This is a genomic window from Microcystis sp. LEGE 08355 (assembly GCF_015207185.1).
Taxonomy (GTDB): domain Bacteria; phylum Cyanobacteriota; class Cyanobacteriia; order Cyanobacteriales; family Microcystaceae; genus Microcystis; species Microcystis panniformis.
Genome location: NZ_JADEXI010000045.1, coordinates 1 through 15,349, shown reverse-complemented (window position 1 = coordinate 15,349; position 15,349 = coordinate 1). Strand labels below are relative to the sequence as shown.

Below are 15,349 nucleotides of genomic sequence, written 5' to 3'. Positions count from 1 at the left end.
GTGCCGATCCCCCCTTAATCCCCCCTTAATCCCCCCTTGATAAGGGGGGTATTTGATAATTTTTAACGCCTAACTACTTAGCTCCAAGTAAATTTCTAGCCACTAACCTATGACCAAAAACGAGACTACCGAGAAAAAGATTTTTCTCCTAGATTTTGAAAAACCCCTCTACGAATTAGAATCCCGCATCGAACAAATTAAAGAATTAGCCCAAGAAAATGGCGTGGATGTCTCGGAACAAATTAGTCAACTAGACGAACGAGCTAATCAATTACGTCGTGAGATTTTTAGCAATCTCACCCCTTCCCAAAGGCTACAATTAGCCCGTCATCCCCGGCGCCCCAGTACCCTAGACTATATTCAGGCAATCACCGATGAATGGTTCGAGTTACACGGTGATCGCGGTGGTTACGACGATCCCGCTCTTGTGGGTGGTGTTGCCCGTTTTAACGGTCGTCCCGTGGTGATTATCGGGCATCAAAAAGGCCGGGATACTAAGGATAATGTGGCTAGAAATTTCGGCATGGCTGCCCCCGGGGGTTATCGTAAAGCCATGCGTTTAATGGAACACGCCCATCAGTTTAATCAGCCAATTTTAACGTTTATTGATACCCCCGGCGCCTGGGCGGGGGTGGAAGCGGAAAAATTAGGTCAAGGGGAAGCGATCGCCTATAACCTCCGGGAGATGTTCCGTTTAGATGTGCCGATCATTTGTACTGTTATTGGCGAAGGTGGTTCCGGCGGTGCTTTGGGCATTGGGGTCGGCGATCGCCTATTAATGTTAGAGCATTCTGTCTATACCGTGGCGACTCCCGAAGCTTGTGCCGCCATTCTCTGGAAAGATGCCAAAAAATCCGATAAAGCAGCAGTTGCCCTCAAAATTACCTCAAAAGATTTAAAAGAGTTAAATATTATCGATCAGATCGTTCCTGAACCCTCCAGAGGGGCCCATGCTGATCCGATTAAAGCGGCAGCCAATTTAAAAGTCGCTATTAGTGAAAATTTAGAGGCTTTATCTTTGTTAACTCCCCAACAACGGCGCGAATCTCGTTATCAAAAATTCCGCAATTTAGGCGTATTTTTAGAAGCTACAGCTTAATCAGTGAGCAGTGATCAGTTATGGTAAATTCTGTTTAAAAAGTAGAAGCATTCGGATAGGAAATCTACGGTTTCAGCGATAGGTTATTTCCCCAATGCTTCGCCCCTACTTTCAAAATCTTGCACCTGCTTCGCAAAAAAGCCCCAAACCCCTTACCTCGTCTATATTTTACCTTTATTCAGTCAGCCCTAATTAGGGTCTGCTGAAAAAGTTTTTCGTGGGGGTGGGGTGTGGGGTTTTACCCATTTTCAGGTGGTCAATTACCTAAGTTTCAGGGAAAAAGTGCCTAATTCTCCCCCCAGATCCCTCCAAAGGCTGGCACTTTTTGAGGTCAAAAAAGTCTAAAATTCTTATCCAACAAGGTTTTTATATTTATTAAGCAAACCCTAATTAGTCCGATTATTTCCGAGTTATTAGTGGTAAATTAATCTTACCAATTAAAAGGTCCCAAAGCCCGATCGTTGTAATCGCCACCCTCGACAATAAAATGAATGACCATCGATTTACGGGTTAGCAGGTTATTATTAATCTTCCCACCACCATGAATTAACATTCCGTGCCAGAGAAGAATCTCTCCTTTTTTAGCAGTAAATGATTGACAGTCATAATTCTGGGCGCGCTGGTTAACATAATCTTGGTATTGGGGAATTTGAGCGGCCGTAATATTTTTAAGATTGACGGCGGGATAGTCTGGAAAAAAGTCAGTTACTTTGATATTTTTATGAGATTTAGGATAAAAAATTAGCGGGCCAGCATCGGCGGAAATATCTTCCAAGGCAATCCAAACACCAACTAAATGATTAGCAGGATGAACATAAAAAACTGCCATATCCTCGTGCAGCCCTTGCTCTGTACCGTGCAGGAAGTTGATGGAATATCTCGGTTCGCAGGATTTGCCAATAATTAAATTAACTAAATCTCTCAGATTTTGATTGTCAAAAATTGCTCGAGCAGCGGGGGAAATCTCATGAAAGGCATGGAGTCGCCAAATAGAATTAACTAAGGCTTTTCTTTGCTCCATATCTAGGGCTAAAACTTGCTCGTGACTCAAACTCGCCGGTAGATTTTCTGCTTGAATGCCTTCAATTCTTAATCCAGGGATAGCCGATTCCAGGAAAAATAAATCGGCTAATTCCGCTACTAAATTATCGATCGCCGTTGCGGGAATTAAATCTTTGACAACACAATAACCCAATTCTCGCCAATGGTCAAGGAGTTGATATTCTCGTTCGGACATTCGCCGTTGTTGACGAGCTTTTTGCAGGGATTTTTCCGCTCGCGATCGATCTAACCAGGGTAATTCGGCAGTAGAATCGAAAGACCAGGGCAAATTTTTTAAGATATCGGCAATTTTAAGAATCATACTCAGTTCATCTTTTCCGAGCTACTTTCGGACTATATCTAATCTATGAGCGATCGATCTACCCTGTCAACAGCTCTAAATTATCTGAAAAAACCCCCTAGTATTAATTAGGAGGTGACAGGGAAAAAATTAATCAGGGTTGATGGGATTAACTGGCGCTAACTTCAGCAGGATAAACGCTAACTTGACGGCGACTTTTATCCTTGTATTCAAATTTGACCACACCATCAATTAAAGCGAATAAAGTATCATCGCCACCACGACCAACATTTTTACCCGGGTGAACTTTAGTACCCCGTTGACGGATGAGAATATTTCCCGCTTTTACCACTTGACCACCGTAGCGCTTAACGCCTAGGCGTTGGGAACGAGAATCGCGTCCGTTGCGGGTACTACCCGTACCTTTCTTATGAGCCATAATTTCTCTCCAAATGCTTTTTTGATTGTAAAAGTTATTCTTCTTCGTCGCTACTATCTTCCACAACTTCAGCGCCGGAGGTAGCAGCAGTGGCGACTAGGGTTTTACCGTTATAATTGATTGAATCAATCATAAAACGGGTAATTTCTTGACGATGACCGCGTTTTTTACGGGTTTTCTTTTTCGGGCGCATTTTATAGACAATAACTTTTTTGCCCCGACGATGTTGTATGACAGTCCCTTCGACGGTGGCCCCTTCGATAAAGGGCTGACCGATGCTAATATCATCCTCATCATGGATTAATAGCACTTTGTCGATGGTATGGGTACTTTGTTCATCGACGGGAAGAAGTTCAATATCGTAATAGCGACCGGGTTCCACCCGAATCTGTTTGCCACCGGTCTCAATAATCGCGTAACTCATAAATTTTCTGCGCTCGTTTTGCCGTACAGGTAGCTGAAAAAAATTCCAGCTTTTGTCCTAATGTCTTCACCTGATCCGAGCAGGAATTGACACAATTTACTATTGTCTAATATTCGGGGGGCGATTGTCAAGCTTTTTACCCACCGATTGGCTATATACTGAAAATAATCTTACGAAAAACTCAATTAAACCGTTATGGAACAGTGGGAAAGCAGAGGACACCTGTTAACCGAACAAATTAACCCAAACAGCCTAAATTTAGACCAATTAAACCCGCTCGAATTGGTGGATCTCTTCAATCGCGAGGATGCCCAAACCCTAAAAGCGATCGCCATGGCCCGGCAAGAATTGGCCCTAGCGATCTCCCTGACCGGTCAAGCTCTGGCTAAAGGTGGCAGACTCTTTTACATTGGGGCGGGAACCAGTGGCCGGCTGGGGGTTTTGGACGCGGCCGAATGTCCTCCCACCTTCTGCACTCCCCCGGAATTGGTACAGGGAATTATTGCCGGTGGAGCGGCGGCACTGGTGCGTAGTTCCGAAGATTTGGAGGATAAAGCGGAAGATGGGGCGGCGATTATTGCCCAGCGAGAAATTCACGAATTAGACGTGGTAGTGGGGATTACCGCCGGGGGTACAACCCCCTACGTTCACGGGGCTTTACAGGCGGCAAAACAGCGAGGTGCGACGACGATTGCCATTAGTTGTGTCCCCGCCGAACAAGTGGAGATTCCTGTGGATGTGGATATCCGCTTATTGACCGGACCTGAACTTCTGGCCGGCTCCACCCGTCTGAAAGCGGGAACGGTGACGAAAATGGCTTTAAATATCCTTTCCACAGGGACAATGGTCATGTTAGGCAAGGTTTACGGCAACCAGATGGTCGATGTGGCAGTTACTAATCATAAACTCCATGACCGCGCCCTGCGAATTATCTGTAACCTTACCGATGTTAGTCGCGAGGAAGCGGCTATTTTACTGGAAAAAAGTGGCCGCCGGGTTAAACTGGCTTTGTTAATGCAGAAAACGGGACTTTCGGCGGATGCAGGACAAGAATTGTTACAAAAACATCGGGGTCAATTACGGGCCGCTCTGCAAGCTTATAATCAAATTGATTGATAAAAACCTATTGATTTTGACTTTCCTATGGTTAATATTTCTTCGGAAATTGCTGCGATCGCTGTTATTTTCCTCGTCGCTGGTGCTATCTTGACTTGGAGTTTTTATCGGGCTAAACCCTACGGCCAACTGGGAATTTTACCTTGGTTACAATCCTTGGTACTAATTGCTCCTTGGTTAATTTTTTTCGGGCTATTTGCGGCGGGAATTTATCTCAATCTAGCGGTAATTCTCTTTTTACTGGTTGCTTCCACCATTATCTATATTTATTTGGGCAACCGTTTACGCTTACTGAAAACCAATCAGATAATTGAACCGAAAGTTAACCCAGCAGTCAGCCAGTCCGTTACTCCTCTAGAAATCCCGGCAGCGGTGACAGCAATTGTGCCGGATGTGATGCCAATTTCCGAACAGGATTTAAAAGTTATTCAGAGTATTTTTGGTATAGATACTTTTTTTGCCACCGAAACTATCTCTTTTCAGGAAGGGGCGATTTTTAAAGGCAATTTACGGGGAGAACCGGCTCTAGTTCACTCGCGCTTAACCCAGAAATTAAGTAATCATTTTGGCGATAAATATCGTTTATTTCTGGTGGAAGGAACCGAGGAAAAACCGGTGGTAATTATCCTTCCCAAAACTAACGATCCTAGTCCTGCCACTCTTGCTCAAAAAAATCTCTCTTTAGTTTTGTTAGTAGCCACCATTGTCACTAGCTTAGAAGCAGCTGGAATTCTATTAGGTTTTGATTTGTTTGGTAATTGGCAGAGATATCGAGAAGCAATTCCCCTGAGTTTGGGTTTATGGTCGGTATTAATTGCCCACGAAATCGGTCATCTAATTATCGCTAAACGCCATAATGTTCGTCTCAGTTTACCCTATTTTCTTCCCACTTGGCAGATTGGTTCTTTTGGGGCGATTACTCGTTTTGAATCTTTATTACCTAACCGCAGTGTCCTATTTGATATAGCTTTTGCTGGTCCTGCTTTGGGAGGTTTGGTTTCTTTAATCTTGTTAATCGTTGGACTGACTTTATCTAATTCTGCCAGCCTTTTTCAAATCCCTAGTAACTTTTTACAAAGTTCAATTTTAGTGGGTTCTTTAGCGCGGATAGTTTTGGGCGACGAGTTACAAAATGCCGTTATCTCCGTCCATCCTTTAACTGTTATCGGTTGGTTAGGATTGGTGATTACTGCCCTTAATTTACTGCCCGCCGGACAGTTAGATGGTGGCAGAATTGTTCAGGCTATTTATGGTCGCAAAATTGCCCGCCGCACCACTGTGGCCACTTTGGTCATTTTGGGCATTATTTCCTTAGTTAATTCTAGCAATCCCATTCCTCTCTATTGGACAATTTTAGTCGCTTTTTTACAAAGAGAGTTGGAAAGACCGAGTTTAAACGAGTTAACCGAACCTGATGACACCCGCGCCGGTTGGGGTTTATTACTGCTCTTTTTAATGTTAGCGACTCTGATTCCTTTAAGCCCTAGTTTAGCGGGACGGTTAGGCATCGGTGGCTAAATACTTCCCCGAAATTCTTGCCATTGATTGCCGTCAAAAAAAAGCTTGACAAAAACTCAAGTCTTGACTTATAATTTTCTTATAATGGGAATCCGTGTCCGCCTATAGACCCCTGATTTTTCCGTAAAATATAGCCTCCAGCATTTACCCCTAAAGATTTGACTTTTGGAGTTGCTCAAAATGTCTAACGAAACTGTCACTTATTCCCTAGAAGCTGTCCTGACAAGGATTGAGGGGAAAATCGACTCTCTAGAAAAACGCCTTGACGAGAAAATCGACTCTCTGGAAAAACGTATTGACGAGAAAATCGACTCTCTGGAAAAACGTATTGATGAGAGATTTGACAAGGTAGAAGACCGGTTAACTAAAGTAGAAATAGGACAGGCCGAACTCAAGGGAGATATTAAAGCTTTAGACGAAAAAATCAATGGATTAACTGCAAGGGTTGCCTATCAGGAATTCACCAATCGAGGGATTCTGATAGCATTGGTGGTCGCTATTTTAGGAGGTGCCGCTAAACTTTTTGGTTTTTTCCCTAATCCTTAGAAGTTGCCGGTAGCCGTACCTAGTAGATAGGCTCTTCCCCAAAATTTTTCGCTCATTACCCCGATCATCCGTTAGAATAGATTCAGAATTCAAGGATAAAATCTCATCTATGAATCCCGTTGTTTTGGTGCATGGTTTTCTGGACACTACTGCTGTTTTTAAACCGATGAGCGAGTATTTAAACTATCATGGTTGGCAGGTGCATAGTTTTAATCTAATTCCCAATCATGGTTACAAAAAGTTAGAAGTTTTAGCCGGTCAGGTGGAGAATTATATCGAGAAAAACTTTGCTAAAGAGCAGAAAGTAGATCTGATTGGGTTTAGTATGGGAGGATTAATTACCCGCTACTACCTGCAAAGATTGGGAGGAGTGGCAAGAGTGCAACGTTACCTAAATATTTCTGCTCCGAATCGAGGCACGTTAACCGCGTATAGTTTACCCTTAGATGGGATTATACAAATGCAGCCGGGGAGTCAATTTCTAGAGGATTTAAATCAAGATTGTCAACAAATTTTAAATAAAATTAAAACCACAATTATCTGGACTCCCTACGATTTAATGATATTTCCTGCCCATAGTTCCCGTTTATCGGTAGGTAAAGAAATTTCCATTCCTGTATTGCTTCATGCTTGGATGGTCAAAGATAGCAAAGTTTTAACAACAATTAAAGAGACTTTATTAGAATAGAAATGCTGGTTCTCTCCAATACCAGAACAAGGTCAAAATATCACCAACAAAAAAGTTAATTAGGGTTTGCTGAATAAGTACGGGCGAAGCATTCGGATAGAAAATCTACCTTTTCACCGATAGGTTATTGTCCGAATGCTTCGCCCCTACAGGACGCAGGCCGATGAAGACGCAAGGTTTTGAACGACGATGCTCTCAAAATCTTGCACCTGTGGGAGCGAGAAAAGCCCCAAAACCTTTACTTTGCCTACATTTCAAATTTATTCAGCAAACCCTAATTATCATCAAAAAAGCTTGACTTATGGTTATAATTGTGCTAATTCAAAAATAAAAGCCATCAGCGGCGGACTTCGGGATTTCTATCATTAAAAGATTATTAAACCTCTAGGTTTAATCACCTAAATTGGCAGTTTTTAGCCATTGTTTACCCATTTCAATGGGAATACCGAGGGGAGGACAGAGGACTTTAATTAATTCAATTCCTCCCGTGATTAAAATGCTTCTTAGGCGAGAATTTTTCTTGATTTCTGCGTCAACTTGTGCGACAAAAGTTTGTTTTTCAATTTCGGTATTAGTGGGATAAGTTTGGGCAAGTTGGCTGATAAGTTGTTGGATTTATTCGGCGGCTTCGGCTAAATTTTGGGGTGTGGCGTAATTATGTTGAACGGCTTTTTGATCTCCTTGCACCGTATCGGCAAAGTTAGCAATATTTGCTCCACGAAGGTCATATTTAGGAGTTTCTGACATAGGATTAAAAGATTGAAGATTACTGATGAGAATTAGGGTTTGCGGCAAAAAGTACGGGCGAAGCATTCGGATAGAAAATCTCCGGTTTCACCGATAGGTTATTGCCCGAATGCTTCGCCCCTACAGGACGCGGGCCGATGAAGACGCAAGGTTTTGAAGCACGATTCTCTCAAAATCTTGCACCTGTTTCGCAAGAAAAGCCACAAAACCCCTATCTTGCCTACATTTCACATTTATTCAGCAAGCCCTAATTATAGCATCCATAATGGCAAAACTGAGAACATTTCTCTGAATGAAAGCGATACGTCGAATTCAATTCCCCCTTGAAAAGGGGGATTTAGGGGGATCAAAATAAGGATTGAGCGGCTTTAATCCGAATACTTGGGTTCTTGTCTGTGAATAGTCTTTTGGCAAGAGTTCTGATAATTAAATCGAGGGATTCTGTACTCAATTTCATATCAGTTTACTGCATAACGAGAGCCAATTTTGCCGAGGGCATCAACAGCACTGAAACGAACGCTATCATCTTCATCGTAACAAACATTTACTAGATCAGGAATAACATCTTCTAGTCCAATTTCACCTAAAGCAATTGTGGCTGTGACACGAACTTTTACTTCCGTATCTTGTAGGGATTGAATGAGATAGGATATTGCTTTTTCACCACCAATTTTTCCGAGAGATTCCGCCGTGATTATCCGAATATCGGGATTAGTATCAGATAAGCAGGAAGCTAGATAAGGAATTGCGGATTCATTGCCAATTTCTCCTAAAGCTCGAATCAGATTTAGGCGAACATTAAGATCATTTTCTCCTATTAAATGGGATACTAAGGTATCGGCAAGGCTGCTATTGCCAATTTTGCCCAAGGCTTCGGCAGCTTTAGCGCGGATCTGGGGGAGAGAATCGTTGATTTTATTCAATAAAGTATTGATGGCGATTTGGGTGTTATTAAGTTGCTGAACCATGTTATTTTTCCTCTGGGTTATTGTTATTAGTTTGCTGGGGATAATTCTGTTGGCTTCCTTGCACATTATGAGCTAAATTACCAATGGTAGCTCCTCTTAAATCATAGGTAGTAGATGATAGGGATGCGTTTTTTTCAGAAGAAGCAGGAATATTGTGACTATCCTCTCCAAAACTGGCTATCTCTGAAAAAGTAATAGGTGTATATCTCACGATTCAGCAAGAACCTATTGGTTTAGCAGTTCTGTCATAACCCATATTTTATTCATTATTAATTAATTTTTCAAGAAGGGCATAAATATCTTTCTTATCACCTTGTTTACGAATTCCAACTCCAATAACAATAACAATAATTTGAGCTTCTTCAACACGATAGACAATCCGATATCTTTGACCAACTGCCCTAACGCTACGATATCCTTTAAGTTTACCTGAAAGGGCTTTACCTTGTTTATCCGGTTCAATTTTTAGCTTTTCAATCCGTTTGCGAATTTCTTGCTGAATGCGTTTATCGGTAATTTTAGATAAAAAGCTTAAAGCAAGAGGAATTAATTGTATTTGATATTCCATTACCAACCCAGTTGTTTTTTAGCATCTTCCCAAGTAATTCTTTGTCCTGATTGATCCTGTTGAATCGCTTCAGATAGGATTTCGGCAAACTCTTTGTCTTGTAAAATATCAAGAGTTTCTAACCAAGATTCAATTTGAGCGTAATTCAGGGCAACCATAATGGGTTGACCTTCTTTGGTAATAATAATAGGTTCGTCAGTCATTTGCTCAGACCATTCAACCAGCTTTTGTCCTGTTTCAGTAATGTTTAGATATTTAGTCATGTCAGCAATTAACAGTTATCAACTAATGATTATAGCAGTTATCGGTCAAATGAGTTACAGAGAACAAATTGGGTATAGTCAGGAATATCACCTTTAGCCTTTATCTTTTAAAACAATCATTCTGGGATTTAGTTAAATATTTTGACCATCCTCTGCAAGTTTAGTTTCTACTTTTTGAATCATAGCCGCAAATTCCGATTGGCGGTGTAAGTCGATATTGAGAGTATTCATATCCTTAAGAATGTTGGTTAGATTATCAATATTGCTCCTGATTTCATCATATAAGTTTACTGTCTCTAGGATACTATTAGTTTTAGCTAAATCAATTTGTTTGTATTTGGCTTGTAGTTTTGCTTTTTCGTCTTCCCAATATTTCAGGTAGTCTATGCGCTCGAAGTCTTTATAAATTCTGGCATCTGGTAAAATAATCGGGAATATTCTTTGATAAAAGTCACCATTTCTGGCAATTTCTACTAATTAAAACATACAGTTTTCTGATTTTAAGTATCTATCGCTGATGACGGCGACGACACATTTCCCCCGTCCAATTTGCCGCATAAAGTTTTTGATGGAGTCTTTATAGCTGGTGTGGGTTTTATCCCGAATAATCTCAATTCCTTTAGCGTCAAAAGCTTGGACGAGTTGATTAGCCATTTCGTTGCTGTCTTCTTGCCAGTTGTAGGAGATGTAAACTTGTTGATTCATGGGTTGGGAGAGGGGGTGATAGTATTTAAGTTTGTTTTGAATTGTGTCTAGTGCTTCTCTAGCTTGAGAGAGAGTATAGCCATTATTTAATGTGACAAAATCAGGATTTTTCAGGCATTTGATAAGTTCAGTCATCGCCGCTTCTGAGCCAATTTTACCCAAAGCCTCGGCTGCCTTCCAACGAACAAACCTATCAGAGTCTTCTAAAGCCTTGAGTAATCCCGGAATCGCTGTTTCTGAACCAATCTTACCCAAAGCCGCGGCTGCCTTCCTACGAACAAACCCATCAAAGTGTTCTAAAGCCTTGAGTAACACCGGAATCGCTGTTTCTGAGCCAATTTTACCCAAAGCCTCGGCTGCCTTCCAACGAACATACACATCAGAGTGTTCTAAAGCCTTGAGTAATCCCGGAATGGCTGTTTCTGAGCTAATTTTACCCAAAGCCTCGGCTGCCTTCCAACGAACATACACATCAGAGTGTTCTAAAGCCTTGAGTAATCCCGGAATGGCTGTTTCTGAGCTAATTTTACCCAAAGCCTCGGCTGCGTTGCTACGAACATACCCATCAGAGTCTTCCAAAGCCTTGAGTAATCGCGGAATAGCTGTTTCCGAGCCAATATTACCCAAAACCCAGACTGCGTTCCCACGAACATCCTCATCAGAGTCTTCTAAAGCCTTGAGTAACCCCGGAATGGCTGTTTCTGAGCCAATTTTACACAAAGCCACGACTGCGTTGCTACGAACATCTTTATCAGAATCTTTTAAAGCCTTGAGTAATCCCGCAATGGCTGTTTCTGAGCCAATTTTACCCAAAGCGTATGCTGCGTACTCACGAACATCTTTATTAGAGTCTTCTAAAGCCTTGAGTAATCCCGCAATGGCTGTTTCTGTGCCAATCTTACCCAAAGCCTCGACTGCGTTCCTACGAACAACCCCATCAGAGTCTTTTAAAGCCTTGAGTAACTCATTAACAACTTGATTAGACTTTGTTAATCCCAATAACTCCACCTTAAACTGTTTCGGCACATCCAACCCAAGCACTAACCCCACTGTCTGCTTTTGAAACTTAAAGTTGACTTCTCCTGCTAACCTCGCTCCTAATTTTAAATCAATCTCTAAACCTAATTTAACCACCCGTTTTGCTTGGGTTTCATTATCCAATAACCCCAACAGCAACGCCACAGGTTCCGTCCATTTGAGATAATTTAAATAGTCCCACTGTAACTGCTCATCACTCAGATGGGGTAACTTTTTCTTTAATTCCTCAGCCGTGTAATATTCTTGAATCAGTTGGTGGCGAAAAGCAATTTTATCATTACCTTCTAGGTGAATTAGATGATATTTCAGTAAATCCTTTAACCACTGCTTACTGTAATATTCTGGGAATCCTTTATTTTTGATAAATTTGCTTAATTCTTCCTCTGCTTCTGTTCGGGAAATAGCCACCTGAATCTCGGTTTTTGACTCCCCTTGGGTCATTTTCCAAGCTAACACTTGCAGCAATTCTCGCCACCAATCTCGCGATTCTTGGTAAGTAGGAACATCTGCTTTTAATTTCTTGTCATAAATTCCTGTAAAAATCTGGAAAACTAAGCCTAAATTAGCAGGAATTTTGTTTTCATTATTATCAAAAACTGAACAAAGCATCCACAAAAGTAGAGGAGTTTCTGCCAATTCCTTGAGACGATTTCCCAACTGTTTAAGCATTTCTTCGCCTTTTTCAGGCAAATAAGCCTTGACAAAATCCTGCATCTGTGGTTCAGTCAGGGGGAGCATTTCCAGCTTTTTTTCAATATCTAAGTCGTCGCTGCCTAAATCCCTTGTCGTGAAAATCATCGAAATTTCTGCATACTGCTGGCGAAAGTTTTTTAAATTCTGTCGCGCAGCTTCCGAGGGCAATTCATTGATACCATCAAATAATAATAATGGTCTAAAATTCTGATTTTCTAACAGCCAACTTTCTAGGGTATTACTATCAATAATTAATTTATGGCGTTTCAGGAATTGTAAAATTAAATCAAGAATTGAGGTTTCATACAAGCGTAATTCGATGAGAATGGGAATTTGAATGATTTTAGCTTGATTTTGTTGATTTAGGCGCAAGCTTTGCGCTCCTACAGATTCTTCTAATAATAATCTGGCTAAAGCGGTCGATTTTCCTGAACCGGGACGACCTTTTAAAAGAACGTGATTAGCCGCATACTTGCGTAAACCTTCTAAAACTGTGAATCTTTCGTTTTTTTCTGGTCTTTCTGGTCTTTCTTGTGGGTTTTGTGGTTCTTTTTCAATCGTCTGTACCCACAAATCCTTTAGCAAAGGTTCAGTTTTCGCTGGGCGTGTTTTTCCCTCTACGTCCGTGAGGGTGTAAAATGTCTCCCACTGGGCGTACTTTTCCGAGATTGATTTGAGATAGGGAGTCCAGTCAATCATTGATGCTGTCAAGTATTTAAATTACCTGTTGAGACGAGGAAAAAGGCAACCCCCCAACCCCTAGCAGGGGTAGGGTTGATTCATGAATCAACCCTACTATGAATCAACCCTACCTTGCTTATTTTTAATTGTAGGCTAAGAAGATTTGTTCATGACTTACAAGATAGAATCGGAGTAGAGGTTATCTTATTTTTGTTTTCCTAATTGTTGGGCTTTATAAAAAGTTTCTAAACTGTGACTATCCCCGACAAAACGCCAGTGCCAAGGTTCATAATTAATACCCTGGGGATTATTTTCGGGGAAAGATAACTCGAAACTATACTGGGCAGCGTTATTTTGCAACCAACGAAAAGCGGCAGTATTGGCAAAACTGCTACTTAAATTTGTGGCGGGAGCGTGACCATCGCCAATATCGATCGCATAACCGGTATGATGTTCGCTGTAACCCGGAGGTGCGCTCACTTCTGCTCGTTTGCGGGTTTCCTGATTGCGTTGTTTTTTAACTTCAAAAAAGAGCTTTTCTTGGGTTGCTTTCGATCGAAATGCGGAAATCGGCATTAAAATCACCCCCGACCTTCTTGCGTCACTCTGCATCTGGATAAAAGCCTTGGCTGCCGGTTTCCTTAAACGCATAGCACCATCCCCAGTAATGGGGGCTAATTCCGTCTCTGGGGCCTCTTGATAGGGTAAATGACCTAAAATGTTCTCAATGGGGCTAGGAGTGGCTTTAATGGGGGGTGATGGGTTAATAACCGGTTTTTTTACGGAAGCAGGGGGACGATTCAAGACTGCTATGGCAATTAGGCCGGTTCCCACCAGAGCAAGTAAACCGCTTGCGATCGCTATGAGACCATTAGGATTAGTAGTTTTTCTGTACTGGCTGTCCCGCAAAGCTTCGGGAATATCATCGATCGGTTTCACGGTTCACTTACCCTCCTGCACGATAATTACATTATTCCCCGGCCACTCCATCTTGACGAGCAGCGTGTTGAACGGCGGCGGCCACAGCCGTAACTACACGACCATCAAAAACCGAGGGAATAATATTCTCTCGATCGAGATTAGCAGGAGTGATCAGAGAAGCGATCGCTTTGGCCGCTTCCAGATACATATTATCGGTGATTGCCCTAGCGCGACAGTCCAGGGCCCCGCGAAATAATCCGGGGAAAGCGAGAACGTTATTAATCTGATTGGGATAATCACTGCGTCCGGTAGCCACCACGGCCACCAAATCATTGATTAATTCCGGTTGAATTTCGGGAATCGGATTAGCCATGGCAAACACGATCGCATCTTTAGCCATTCCCTTGACCATTTCGGGAGTCAATACCCCCGGTGCGCTCACCCCCAAGAAGACATCAGCACCTTTGAGAGCATCCCCTAGCTTACCAGTGGCGGCCACGGCCCAAGCTTGTTTTTCTGGGGTTAAATCGTCCCGTTGTTGGGAGAGGATGCCAAGGGAATCACAGAGGGTTATATCTGTAGCTCCTGCGGTTTTAAAGAGAGTAGCGATGGCGATTCCCGCTGCACCTGCACCATTAATGACGATTTTGACTGTATCAAGCGATTTTTTGACAAATTTGAGGGCATTAATCAGGGCAGCCAAGGAAACGATCGCTGTACCGTGTTGATCATCGTGGAAAACGGGAATATTTAATTCTGCTCGCAGACGTTTCTCGATTTCAAAACAGCGTGGAGCGCCGATATCCTCTAGGTTAATACCCCCAAAAACCGGAGCGATTCTTTTGACGGTTGCGATGATTTCTTCGGGGTCTTGGGTGGCTAAACAGATGGGAAAAGCGTCAATTCCGGCGAATTCCTTGAATAACATCGCTTTCCCTTCCATTACTGGTAGGGCAGCCTCTGGCCCGAGATTTCCTAATCCTAATACCGCGCTACCATCGGTAACTACAGCGACGGTGTTACCCTTGATCGTCAATGAATACACTTGTTCTGGTTGGTGGGCGATAGCGGTGCAGATGCGACCAACTCCGGGGGTGTAGGCCATGGCCAGGTCATCTTGGGAGGTGAGGGGAATACGACTTTCAATGGAGATTTTACCGCGACGATGGAGATCGAAGGTGCGATCGGAAACTTTCAGAAGTTTAACATCCGGTAGAGCTTTAACCGCAGCGATAATCTGTTCCGCTTGGTCGGTACTAGCGGCATCAACCATCACCTCGCGGGTGCTAATCTTTAAATTGCGTTCGATCAGAGAAATTTGCCCTAAATTCCCCCCGACATCGGCGATCGCATTGAGGACAGAAGCGAAGGTTCCCGCTTGATTGGGGATTTCTATCTTGAGACTTAAACTATAGCTAGGATTGGGCGTTAAATGAACCATGCTGAAGGCTTCCAATACTGATAAATATTGATTATCTTCTATCTGTGAGGGACTTTGGTATCTAATCGCGCAGTTTCTTTAGCTATTAGGGTCTCTGTGGGCCTAACACCAGGGGAGCGGGGTGTGGGGTGTCTGTCTCTTACACACACCTC

The 15,349-nt window shown here is 42.5% G+C and carries 15 protein-coding genes and 1 pseudogene; 5 read left to right on the top strand and 11 right to left on the bottom strand.

Annotation, left to right across the window (positions count from 1 at the left end):
• Positions 1-109 precede the first annotated feature (109 nt).
• Positions 110-1,099, top strand: a complete 990-nt coding sequence (accA, locus tag IQ242_RS04140) for an acetyl-CoA carboxylase carboxyl transferase subunit alpha (protein WP_193959125.1) — start codon at positions 110-112, stop codon at positions 1,097-1,099.
• A 430-nt stretch (positions 1,100-1,529) separates the two neighbouring features.
• On the opposite strand, the gene IQ242_RS04135 is transcribed toward accA, so the two are convergent.
• The 3 genes from IQ242_RS04135 to rplU form a co-directional block, all read right to left on the bottom strand.
• Positions 1,530-2,462: a phytanoyl-CoA dioxygenase family protein gene (locus tag IQ242_RS04135; RefSeq protein WP_193959124.1), complete on the bottom strand. Its 933-nt coding sequence runs from the start codon at positions 2,460-2,462 to the stop codon at positions 1,530-1,532.
• A 148-nt stretch (positions 2,463-2,610) separates the two neighbouring features.
• The gene (gene rpmA, locus IQ242_RS04130; RefSeq protein WP_002744094.1) at positions 2,611-2,880 is read right to left on the bottom strand and encodes a 50S ribosomal protein L27; all 270 of its coding nucleotides are present in this window, start codon (positions 2,878-2,880) and stop codon (positions 2,611-2,613) included.
• Between the two features lie 34 nt (positions 2,881-2,914).
• Complete coding sequence (gene rplU / locus IQ242_RS04125) at positions 2,915-3,304, bottom strand: 50S ribosomal protein L21 (RefSeq protein WP_002765753.1); 390 nt, start codon at positions 3,302-3,304, stop codon at positions 2,915-2,917.
• A 195-nt stretch (positions 3,305-3,499) separates the two neighbouring features.
• On the opposite strand from rplU, the gene murQ reads away from it, so the two are divergent.
• The 4 genes from murQ to IQ242_RS04105 all read left to right on the top strand — a co-directional run bounded on the left by murQ (position 3,500) and on the right by IQ242_RS04105 (position 7,172).
• Positions 3,500-4,420, top strand: coding sequence for an N-acetylmuramic acid 6-phosphate etherase (gene murQ, locus IQ242_RS04120; RefSeq protein WP_193959123.1), 921 nt, complete (start codon positions 3,500-3,502; stop codon positions 4,418-4,420).
• Between the two features lie 27 nt (positions 4,421-4,447).
• Complete coding sequence (locus IQ242_RS04115; protein ID WP_193959122.1) at positions 4,448-5,938, top strand: site-2 protease family protein; 1,491 nt, start codon at positions 4,448-4,450, stop codon at positions 5,936-5,938.
• Positions 5,939-6,118: 180 nt separating this feature from the next.
• A complete protein-coding gene (locus IQ242_RS04110) occupies positions 6,119-6,484 on the top strand; it encodes a DUF4164 domain-containing protein (protein WP_193959121.1) in 366 nt (121 codons plus the stop codon).
• A 109-nt stretch (positions 6,485-6,593) separates the two neighbouring features.
• Positions 6,594-7,172 carry a triacylglycerol lipase gene (locus IQ242_RS04105; RefSeq protein ID WP_193959120.1) on the top strand — a complete coding sequence of 193 codons (579 nt, stop codon included), beginning with the start codon at positions 6,594-6,596 and terminating at the stop codon, positions 7,170-7,172.
• A 615-nt stretch (positions 7,173-7,787) separates the two neighbouring features.
• Here IQ242_RS04105 and IQ242_RS25790 read toward each other — a convergent pair.
• From IQ242_RS25790 to IQ242_RS04065, 8 genes and pseudogenes are all read right to left on the bottom strand, one after another.
• Entirely contained in the window at positions 7,788-7,985 is a 198-nt protein-coding gene (locus tag IQ242_RS25790) for a hypothetical protein (RefSeq protein ID WP_228020807.1), read from the bottom strand.
• 392 nt (positions 7,986-8,377) lie between these two features.
• Positions 8,378-8,887 (bottom strand): HEAT repeat domain-containing protein, encoded by a 510-nt coding sequence (locus IQ242_RS04095; RefSeq protein ID WP_228020806.1) that lies wholly within the window; start codon positions 8,885-8,887, stop codon positions 8,378-8,380.
• Between the two features lies 1 nt (position 8,888).
• Positions 8,889-9,098, bottom strand: coding sequence for a hypothetical protein (locus IQ242_RS04090; RefSeq protein WP_072926322.1), 210 nt, complete (start codon positions 9,096-9,098; stop codon positions 8,889-8,891).
• Between the two features lie 48 nt (positions 9,099-9,146).
• Positions 9,147-9,455: a type II toxin-antitoxin system RelE/ParE family toxin gene (locus IQ242_RS04085; protein WP_002750216.1), complete on the bottom strand. Its 309-nt coding sequence runs from the start codon at positions 9,453-9,455 to the stop codon at positions 9,147-9,149.
• On the bottom strand, positions 9,455-9,718 hold the full coding sequence (locus IQ242_RS04080) for a type II toxin-antitoxin system Phd/YefM family antitoxin (protein WP_002750215.1): 264 nt from the start codon (positions 9,716-9,718) through the stop codon (positions 9,455-9,457). The genes IQ242_RS04085 and IQ242_RS04080 overlap by 1 nt, the downstream gene beginning before the upstream one ends.
• A 132-nt stretch (positions 9,719-9,850) precedes the next feature.
• Positions 9,851-12,853 (bottom strand): annotated as a pseudogene (locus tag IQ242_RS04075) (HEAT repeat domain-containing protein).
• A gap of 186 nt (positions 12,854-13,039) precedes the next feature.
• Complete coding sequence (locus tag IQ242_RS04070; RefSeq protein ID WP_193959118.1) at positions 13,040-13,774, bottom strand: M15 family metallopeptidase; 735 nt, start codon at positions 13,772-13,774, stop codon at positions 13,040-13,042.
• A 31-nt stretch (positions 13,775-13,805) separates the two neighbouring features.
• Positions 13,806-15,197 carry an NAD-dependent malic enzyme gene (locus tag IQ242_RS04065; RefSeq protein ID WP_193959117.1) on the bottom strand — a complete coding sequence of 464 codons (1,392 nt, stop codon included), beginning with the start codon at positions 15,195-15,197 and terminating at the stop codon, positions 13,806-13,808.
• Between the last annotated feature and the right edge of the window lie 152 nt (positions 15,198-15,349).

What these genes read in the sequence shown, in the direction of transcription:
- IQ242_RS04110 (WP_193959121.1), top strand. Translation starts at nt 6,119, where the DNA reads ATGTCTAACGAAACTGTCACTTATTCCCTAGAAGCTGTCCTGACAAGG.
- IQ242_RS04065 (WP_193959117.1), bottom strand. Translation starts at nt 15,197, where the DNA reads ATGGTTCATTTAACGCCCAATCCTAGCTATAGTTTAAGTCTCAAGATA.
- IQ242_RS04080 (WP_002750215.1), bottom strand. Translation starts at nt 9,718, where the DNA reads ATGACTAAATATCTAAACATTACTGAAACAGGACAAAAGCTGGTTGAA.
- IQ242_RS04085 (WP_002750216.1), bottom strand. Translation starts at nt 9,455, where the DNA reads ATGGAATATCAAATACAATTAATTCCTCTTGCTTTAAGCTTTTTATCT.
- accA (WP_193959125.1), top strand. Translation starts at nt 110, where the DNA reads ATGACCAAAAACGAGACTACCGAGAAAAAGATTTTTCTCCTAGATTTT.
- IQ242_RS04135 (WP_193959124.1), bottom strand. Translation starts at nt 2,462, where the DNA reads ATGATTCTTAAAATTGCCGATATCTTAAAAAATTTGCCCTGGTCTTTC.
- IQ242_RS04095 (WP_228020806.1), bottom strand. Translation starts at nt 8,887, where the DNA reads ATGGTTCAGCAACTTAATAACACCCAAATCGCCATCAATACTTTATTG.
- IQ242_RS04105 (WP_193959120.1), top strand. Translation starts at nt 6,594, where the DNA reads ATGAATCCCGTTGTTTTGGTGCATGGTTTTCTGGACACTACTGCTGTT.
- murQ (WP_193959123.1), top strand. Translation starts at nt 3,500, where the DNA reads ATGGAACAGTGGGAAAGCAGAGGACACCTGTTAACCGAACAAATTAAC.
- rplU (WP_002765753.1), bottom strand. Translation starts at nt 3,304, where the DNA reads ATGAGTTACGCGATTATTGAGACCGGTGGCAAACAGATTCGGGTGGAA.
- IQ242_RS25790 (WP_228020807.1), bottom strand. Translation starts at nt 7,985, where the DNA reads ATGCTTCGCCCGTACTTTTTGCCGCAAACCCTAATTCTCATCAGTAAT.
- rpmA (WP_002744094.1), bottom strand. Translation starts at nt 2,880, where the DNA reads ATGGCTCATAAGAAAGGTACGGGTAGTACCCGCAACGGACGCGATTCT.
- IQ242_RS04115 (WP_193959122.1), top strand. Translation starts at nt 4,448, where the DNA reads ATGGTTAATATTTCTTCGGAAATTGCTGCGATCGCTGTTATTTTCCTC.